This is a genomic window from Cellulomonas soli (assembly GCF_052036975.1).
Lineage (GTDB): Bacteria > Actinomycetota > Actinomycetes > Actinomycetales > Cellulomonadaceae > Cellulomonas > Cellulomonas soli_A.
Genome location: NZ_JBQIAR010000016.1, coordinates 96,515 through 104,652, shown reverse-complemented (window position 1 = coordinate 104,652; position 8,138 = coordinate 96,515). Strand labels below are relative to the sequence as shown.

Sequence of the window (8,138 nt, the reverse complement as noted above, 5' to 3'; positions counted from 1 at the left end):
GAGTCGTCGGCAGCGTCATCTGACTATCCCCTGCGAGATGTGTATAAGAGACAGGTGGCGTACCGCCCGCGTCACGCAGCAGTACGCCACCGCACGGCCACGCCCACCGCACGGCCACGCCCACTGCACTGCCACGCCCGGCGCCCGCCCGCGCCTCGTCCCGCCCCACCGCCTCGGAGCCACCCCATGTCCTTGAAGACCGCCCCACCCCGGGGCGCGACCTCGCCGCCGCAGCCACCCGAAGGTCCGCGCCGGCCCCGCAACCCCCACCGACGCGCCTGGCAGGGCTGGGCGTACGCGAGCCCGACCGCCGCGCTCGTGCTGGTCTTCTTCGTCGTCCCGATCGTGCTCGTGTTCGTCATGGCGGGCTCCGACTGGACGCTGCTGGGCGGCAACCAGGGCAGCAACCTGCCCGAGAACTTCACCGCGGTGCTCGACCACCGCATGTTCTGGCCGGCTGTCACGTTCACGCTGAAGTACACGGCCATCGCCACCGTGCTGCTCATCGGCCTCGGTCTGGGCCTGGCGTTCCTGGTGCAGGAGAGCACCCGGTGGCGCGCGTTCCTGCGCACCGCGTTCCTGCTGCCGACCGCGCTGGGTCTGGCGTCCGCGTCGCTGCTGTTCTACGCGCTGTACTCCCCGCAGGTCGGCCCGATCACCCCGCTGCTGGAACGGCTGGGGCTGACCGACGGTCCGGTCAGCGTGCTCGGCACCGCCGACGGCGCCCTGTGGTCGACCGTGCTGCTGATCGTCTGGCGGTACGCCGGCTTCTACATGCTGCTGCTGCTCGTCGGGCTGCAGGGCATCCCCGGTGACGTGTACGAGGCGGCCCGGCTGGACGGCGCCGGCACCCGGCAGGTGTTCCTGCACATCACGTTGCCGCTGCTCAAGCCCTCGCTGGCCCTCAGCACGATCATGTGCGTCACCGGCTCGCTGCTGGCCTTCGACCAGTTCTACATCCTCACCAAGGGCGGCCCCGACGGTTCGACGATGACCCTCGTCCAGCTCGTCTACAACCTGGCCTTCGAGTCCAAGCGCGACATCGGGATGGCCGCCGCGCTGTCCGTGATCGTGCTGTTCGCCCTGGTCATCATCAACGTCGTCCAGCTGCGCATGATGCGCCGCAACCCGGACGAGTGAGGGACACCCCGTGAAGAACTTCTCCCGGGTCGTCGGGCGGACGCCGTACTACGTCGTCACCGGTGGCCTCGCCATCCTCTTCCTCTACCCGCTGATCTGGACCGCCGTGAGCTCGGTGTCGCCGCAGCCCGGTTCGGCCCAGGTCGACGGCTACGGCTTCGGCAACTACGTCACGCTCGCGCACTACCAGGCCGGCGTGCTCACGTACCTGGGCAACTCGCTGGTCATCTCGGTGACCGCGGTGGTCGTCACGGTGCTCACCGCGCTGCTCGGCGGGTACGCGTTCGCCAAGTTCGTGTTCCCCGGCAAGGACGCCCTGTTCCTGCTGACGCTCGCGATCCTCATGGTCCCGTACGCCACGTTGCTGATCCCGCTGCTCATCTGGCTCAAGCAGATCGGCCTCAACAACACCCTCGTCGGCACCGGGCTGGTGCTCGCCGTGTTCCAGCTGCCGTTCGCGATCTTCATGATGCGGATCTCGTTCGAGTCGGTGCCGCGCGAGCTCGAGGAGGCCGCCCTCGTGGACGGCTGCGGCACGCTCAGCGCGCTGCGCCGCGTGCTCGTGCCGGCCGTGAAGCCCGGGCTCATCACGGTGGGCCTGTTCGCGTTCCTCGCCGCGTGGAACGACTTCATGGTCCCGCTGTACCTGCTCGGCGGCGACAACCAGCCGCTGCCGCTGGCCCTGGTGAACATGCGCCAGCAGGTCATGGGGGTCATCGACTACGGGGCCACGCAGGCCGGGGTCGTGGTGCTCACCGTCCCGTGCGTCGTGCTGTTCCTCGTGCTCCAGCGCCACTACGTCAACGGCTTCATGTCCGGGGCCCTGAAGGGATGACCAGCACCATGGACCGACAGATCGTCGCCCCCGTCCAGCCTGCCCGGGGTGCGCTGCGCCCCCTGGGCCTCGACGAGGTGCAGATCACGGGTGGCTTCTGGGCCGGACGCCAGCAGGTGAACGGCACGGTCTCCATCCAGCACTGCGACCACTGGGAGACCCGCGTCGGCTGGATCGACAACTTCCGTCGTGCGGCCGCCGGCACGCTGCCCGAGGGCCGCACCGGGCGGGAGTTCTCCGACTCGGACGTCTACAAGATGATCGAGGCGATGGCCTGGGAGGTCGGCCGCACCGGTGACCCGGCCCTCGAGGCCCGCATCGGCGAGCTGACCGCGCTGATCGGCGCCGTGCAGGAGCCCGACGGGTACCTCAACACCCGGTACGGCCGCCCGGGGCAGGGCGCGCGGTACTCCGACCTGGCGTGGGGCCACGAGCTGTACTGCTACGGCCACCTGATGCAGGCCGCCGTCGCGCGGCTGCGCACCGGTCACGACGACGAGCTCGTGGCCATCGCGCGGCGTGCCGCGGACCACGTGTGCGAGGCGTTCGGTCCGGAGGGCATCGCGAGCGTGTGCGGTCACGCCGAGATCGAGGTCGCCCTCGTCGAGCTGGCGCGGGCCACGGGGGAGCGGCGCTACCTCGACCAGGCAGCGCTGTTCGTCGAACGCCGCGGGCACGGCACCCTGCCGGACATCGAGTTCGGCCGCGAGTACTACCAGGACGACGTGCCGGTGCGGAAGGCGACCGTGCTGCGCGGGCACTCCGTGCGAGCGCTGTACCTGGCCGCCGGTGCCATCGACCTGGCCGTCGACACCGACGACGAGGAGCTGCTGGGCGCGGTCGAGCAGCAGGTGCGCACCGCGCTCGCCCGGCGCACCTACCTGACCGGTGGCATGGGCTCGCACCACCAGGACGAGGCGTTCGGCGACGACTACGAGCTGCCACCCGACCGTGCGTACTGCGAGACCTGCGCAGGCGTCGGCTCGGTGATGGTCGCCTGGCGGCTGCTGCTCGCGTCCGGCGACGTCCGCTGGGGGGATGTCGCCGAGCGCGCGCTGTACAACGTGGTCGCGGCCTCGCCCGCGCAGGACGGCCGCGCGTTCTTCTACACCAACCCGCTCCACAAGCGGGTCCCCGGTGAACCTGCGGCCCCCGACGAGGTCAGCCCGCGGGCGCTCGCCCGGCTGCGGGCACCGTGGTTCGAGGTGTCGTGCTGCCCCACGAACGTGGCACGCACCGTGGCCCAGCTGGCGGCGTACCTGGCCACCGCCTCGGACGACGGTGTCCAGCTGCACCAGTACGCCCCGGCGCGCATCGCCACCAGGTTGGGTGACGGCAGCGAGGTCGGGCTCGAGGTCCGCACCCGCTACCCCGACGAGGGCACGATCACCGTGCGGGTCACGAATGCCCCCGGGCGCGCGTGGGAGCTCGCGCTGCGCATCCCCGCCTGGGCGACGGGCGCCACCCTGGACGGCGAGCCGGTCGAGGGACCCGTCGCCCGGGTGCGTCGGGTGTTCGCCGTCGGGGACGAGGTCACCCTCCACCTGCCCGTGCGCCCGCGCGTCACGCTCCCCGACGAGCGCATCGACGCGGTGCGCGGCTGCGTGGCCGTCGAGAAGGGGCCGGTCGTGCTGTGCATGGAGTCGACCGACCTGCCCGACGGGCTGCAGGTCGACCAGGTGCGGCTCGACCTGTCCGGCCCCGTGGTGGACGACCCCGCCGGGGCCGTCGGCCTGGGCGTGCGGGTGCAGCAGACCGACGACGCGTGGCCGTACCGCGAGGTGTCGGCGTCGACGGTGGGCGAGCCGTTCGCGGTGCGCCTCGTGCCGTACCACTCGTGGGCCAACCGCGGGCCGAGCACCATGCGGGTGTGGGTCCCGGCCGGGTGACACCGCCGGGGGGTGGCTGCGCGAGAGGTCTCGCACCCACCCCCGGGCGGCACCGGATCACGGCGCGAGCGTGAACCGTCCGACCAGGCCGGCGAACTCCTCGCTCATCGTCGCCAGGTCACGCGCGATGGCCTGCGTGCCGACCACACCGTCCGACGTCGTCCCGGCGGCCGCCGCCACACCGTCGATGGCTGCCGCGATGCTGCTGGCACCGTCGGCGGACTGGTTCACCGCACGGGACATCTCCTGCGTGGTCGCGGTCTGCTCCTCGACCGCCGAGGCGATCGTCAGCTGGTAGTCGTTGATCTGCGAGATGACGTCGAGCACGCCCACGATCGCTCCGGCCGCCGACGAGCTGTCCGCCTGGATGGCCTCGACCTGCGCGGCGATCTCACCGGTGGCCTGAGCCGTCTGCTGCGCCAGCTCCTTGACCTCACCGGCCACCACGGCGAACCCCTTGCCGGCCTCCCCGGCGCGCGCCGCCTCGATCGTGGCGTTCAGGGCCAGCAGGTTGGTCTGCTCGGCGATCGAGTTGATGAGCTTGACGACCTTGCCGATCTGCTGGCTGGAGTCCGCCAGTCGCGCCACCGTGTCGTTGGCCGATCCGGCGTCCTTCACGGCACGCGCGGCGACCTCCGCCGCAGCCGAGGCGTTGCTGGCGATCTCCTGGATCGAGGCGCTCATCTGCTCGGCGCCGGCGGCCAGGGCGCCGACGGACTGCGAGACCTGCGTGGCACCCGCGGCCGCCGTGGTGGCCAGACCTGTCGCCTCCGTCGCGGACCCGCCGATGCTCTCGGCCGTCGCGGTCAGCTGCTCCGCACCGGCGGTCAGGGTGTCCACGCTGCGCGCCGTCCGCACCAGCGTGTCGTTGATGGTGGCGACGGCCTCGTCGAGCCGACGCGACATGACGCCGATCTCGTCGCGGCTGTCGACACCCGCGCGCTGCGTCAGGTCACCCACGGCCAGTGCGTCGACGACGCTCATGACCCGCCCGAGCGGCGCCCGCACCGAGCGGCGCACGTACCAGCCGAGCACCGACCCGGCCACGAGCGCCACCAGCAGGAACACGGTCATCTGCGTGATGGCACGGCTCACGGTGGCCTGCGTGTCGGCCACCAGCTCGGCGGACAGGGCCTGGTGCTCGTCGGCCTCGGCCTGCAGGTCCTCGACGATCACGGCCATCCGCGGGGCGGCCTCCTCGTCACGGAGCCGCTGCACGAGCGCCAGGTCACCGGCCTCGCTGGCCGGCAGGTACTGCTCGTCGATCAGGGCGCGGTAGTCGTCCACCAGCACCCGCACCTCCTCGATCGCGGCACGCTCCCGTGGGTCGGCCTGCGCCACGAACGCGTCGAACGCCTCGTCGGTGACCACGCGTGCGGCCAGCAGGCCCTGCGCGTGCTTGTCCTTGGTGGCGGCGTCCACGGACGAGGCGTGCGACAGGATCGCGATGCGCTCCTTCAGCAGCCCCGCGCTCGCGGCGTTCAACGACACCATCGGTTCCAGCGCCTCGGACTCCAGGCGCTCGACGTCGGAGCGGGCGGTCACCAGGCTGAACCCGGCCGTGACGGTCAGGGCGGCGGAGACCGCCAGCAGCACGGCGGCCAGGACGGCGATCTTGGCACCGACCGACAGGTCGGCGAAGCGGCGACGAGACATCGGCGATCCGTTCACGAGGTGGGCCCCTGTGCTCCATCCATCGCGGTGCAGGTCGCGGCGCTGAGGCCTCACGTCGACCGTGACCGGGGTCATACCGACAAGACGTCGGGATCCCTCCGCGCGGACACCTGGCACCCCTGACCTTCGTCCCCGTCATCGGGTGAACTCCGGGTGCGGGTGGGGTTGTCCCCCCGAGAGGCCCGGGGGCGCCCTGCATTCACCCGAGGTCGTCGGGTCCGCGACGGTGGACGTGCCCACCCGCACGACCTGTCGAGGAGAACCCATGCCCGTCCTCTCACCGCCCCGGCGCCCCGGTCCGACACGCGACGCCGCCTGCGGACCAGGGGCCGGGCACCGCCTGCCCGCCGCCCGCCGGCTCGCCCGCTGGAGCGCCACCCACCGGTGGACCGCCGTGCTGCTGTGGCTGCTGCTCGTCGTCGTGGCCGTCGGCGCGGGTGGGGCGGTCGGCATGCGCACGCTCACCGGTGCCGAGTCCGGGGCGGGCGAGTCAGGGAGGGCCGACCTGCTGCTCGAGGACGCCGGGTTCCCCGCCGACGCCACCGAGCACGTGCTGATCCAGGCGCCCGTCGGGCACACGCTGGCGCCGGCCGAGGCCGAGGCGGTCGCCGCCGAGCTGCGGGACGGCTTCGGGCGGCTCGACGAGGTCGGTGCGGTCGGCGACGTGGTGCTCGCCGAGGACGGCCGCTCCGCGATGCTGCCCGTGACCATCGACCTCGGTGACGCCACCGGCACCGCGGCCTCCGACCTCGCCGGCGAGCGGGTGCCGGCGCTGCTGGCCGTCACCGCGCAGGTCGCCGACGACCACCCGGACCTCACCGTCGCGCAGGCCGGCGACGCCTCGGTGAACGTCGGCATGAACGACCGTGTCGCCGGCGACTTCCGGCGCGCCGAGCTGCTCAGCCTGCCCATCACGTTCGGCATCCTGCTGCTCACCTTCGGTGCCCTGTTCGCCGCGGGTGTGCCCGTGCTCCTCGCACTCTCGGCGGTCGGCACGGCCATCGGCCTGGCCTCCCTCGTCTCGCAGGTGATGCCGGCCACCCAGACGCTCAGCAGCGTCGTGCTGCTCGTCGGCATGGCCGTCGGCGTCGACTACTCCCTGTTCTACGTGCGGCGCATGCGTGAGGAGCTGGCGCACGGTGGCACCCGGTCCCACGCGATCGACGTCGCCGCGGCCACCAGCGGACGCGCGGTCGTCACCTCGGGCATCGCCGTGGTCGTCTCCATGTGCGGTCTGCTGCTGTCCGGGCAGGCCGTGTTCACCTCGATGGCCATCGGCACGGTCCTCGTCGTCGCCGTCGCGGTGCTCGGCTCGCTCACGGTGCTCCCGGCCGTGCTCAGCCTGCTGGGAGACCGCATCGACCGGCCACGCATCCCGTTCCTGCACCGCAAGGCCACCGGCGACAGCCGGTTCTGGGCCACGACGATGCGCGTCGTGCTGGCCCGCCCCGCGATCTCGCTCGCCGTGGCTGTCGGGGCGTTGCTGGCGCTCGCGGCCCCGGCGCTCGGCATCCGCCTCGGGGAGTCGAGCATCGACTCCATGCCGGCCGCCGTGCCCGCGGTCGCCGCCTACCAGGGCCTGACGGAGGCGTTCCCGCAGACCGGCTCGTCGCACACGGTCGTCGTGTCCACCGGCGACCGTGCACCGCTCGACCAGGACGCCGTCAGGGTGGCCGTCGACCACCTGCTCCTGACCGCCCAGGCCAGCGGGCGGTTCGCCGACCTGAGCGCCACCACGACCGTGTTCGCCCCCGACGGCGCCACCGCCACCGTCGACCTGCCCATCCCCGACGCGTCCGGCGACACCCGGGCCGAGGGGTCGCTGACGTTGCTGCGCGACGAGCTCGCACCCCAGCTGCGGAGCGACCTGCGCGAGACCGCGCCCGACGCGGACGTCCTGGTCACCGGCGGCACCGCGTGGGCTGTCGACTTCAGGGACACGCTGCGCGAGCACCTGCCGTGGGTCGTCACGTTCGTGCTCCTGGCCACCTTCGTGGTGCTCGTCCTGGCGTTCCGCTCGGTCGTCGTCGCCGGGACCGCCGTGGTGCTCACCCTGCTGTCCGTCGGTGCCGCGTACGGGCTCCTCGTCCTCGTGTTCCAGCACGGGTTCGCCACCGGCCTGCTCGGCGTGCAGCACAGCGGGTTCGTCGTCGACTGGCTGCCGCTGTTCCTGTTCGTCATCCTGTTCGGCCTGTCCATGGACTACCACGTGTTCGTCGTCAGCCGGATCCGCGAGGCCGCGCAGGAGGGCCTGCCGACCCGGGCCGCCGTCGCCCGCGGCGTCACCCGGTCCGCCGGGGTCGTCACCAGCGCGGCCGCCGTCATGGTCGGGGTGTTCGCCATCTTCGGCTCGCTCTCGCTCGTCGAGTTCGAGCAGCTCGGTGTCGGCCTGGCCGCCGCGGTGATCCTCGACGCGACCCTGGTCCGCGCCGTCCTGCTTCCCGCCGCCATGGCCGTGCTCGGCCGCTACAACTGGTGGCTGCCCGGCTGGCTCGACCGCGTGCTCCCCGCCGCACACGGCGAGCAGGTGCCCGCCGCGGTCTGACACCCGCACCCCGGTGCCGTCCGCCCCTGTCCCCGGGGCGGACGGCACCGGTGCA

5 protein-coding genes are annotated in these 8,138 nt (G+C 72.5%); 4 read left to right on the top strand and 1 reads right to left on the bottom strand.

The window, feature by feature from the left end:
• The first annotated feature begins 186 nt into the window (after nt 1-186).
• Genes ACTHAM_RS15520 through ACTHAM_RS15510 form a run of 3 tightly spaced genes read left to right on the top strand, consistent with a single transcriptional unit; the run spans nt 187 to nt 3,864 of the window.
• Nucleotides 187-1,140: a carbohydrate ABC transporter permease gene (locus tag ACTHAM_RS15520; RefSeq protein ID WP_440689068.1), complete on the top strand. Its 954-nt coding sequence runs from the start codon at nt 187-189 to the stop codon at nt 1,138-1,140.
• Between the two features lie 10 nt (nt 1,141-1,150).
• Nucleotides 1,151-1,975 (top strand): carbohydrate ABC transporter permease, encoded by an 825-nt coding sequence (locus ACTHAM_RS15515; RefSeq protein ID WP_440689066.1) that lies wholly within the window; start codon nt 1,151-1,153, stop codon nt 1,973-1,975.
• Nucleotides 1,972-3,864 (top strand): glycoside hydrolase family 127 protein, encoded by a 1,893-nt coding sequence (locus tag ACTHAM_RS15510; RefSeq protein WP_440689064.1) that lies wholly within the window; start codon nt 1,972-1,974, stop codon nt 3,862-3,864. Before ACTHAM_RS15515 ends, ACTHAM_RS15510 begins: the two co-directional genes overlap by 4 nt.
• A gap of 57 nt (nt 3,865-3,921) precedes the next feature.
• Here ACTHAM_RS15510 and ACTHAM_RS15505 read toward each other — a convergent pair whose 3' ends face one another.
• Nucleotides 3,922-5,520 (bottom strand): methyl-accepting chemotaxis protein, encoded by a 1,599-nt coding sequence (locus ACTHAM_RS15505; RefSeq protein WP_440689062.1) that lies wholly within the window; start codon nt 5,518-5,520, stop codon nt 3,922-3,924.
• Between the two features lie 283 nt (nt 5,521-5,803).
• Between ACTHAM_RS15505 and ACTHAM_RS15500 the strand changes: the two genes are divergently transcribed.
• Nucleotides 5,804-8,083: an MMPL family transporter gene (locus tag ACTHAM_RS15500; protein WP_440689060.1), complete on the top strand. Its 2,280-nt coding sequence runs from the start codon at nt 5,804-5,806 to the stop codon at nt 8,081-8,083.
• Nucleotides 8,084-8,138 lie beyond the last annotated feature (55 nt).

Coding starts and splice junctions, on each gene's coding strand:
- ACTHAM_RS15520 (WP_440689068.1), top strand. CDS start 187: ATGTCCTTGAAGACCGCCCCACCCCGGGGCGCGACCTCGCCGCCGCAG.
- ACTHAM_RS15510 (WP_440689064.1), top strand. CDS start 1,972: ATGACCAGCACCATGGACCGACAGATCGTCGCCCCCGTCCAGCCTGCC.
- ACTHAM_RS15505 (WP_440689062.1), bottom strand. CDS start 5,520: ATGTCTCGTCGCCGCTTCGCCGACCTGTCGGTCGGTGCCAAGATCGCC.
- ACTHAM_RS15500 (WP_440689060.1), top strand. CDS start 5,804: ATGCCCGTCCTCTCACCGCCCCGGCGCCCCGGTCCGACACGCGACGCC.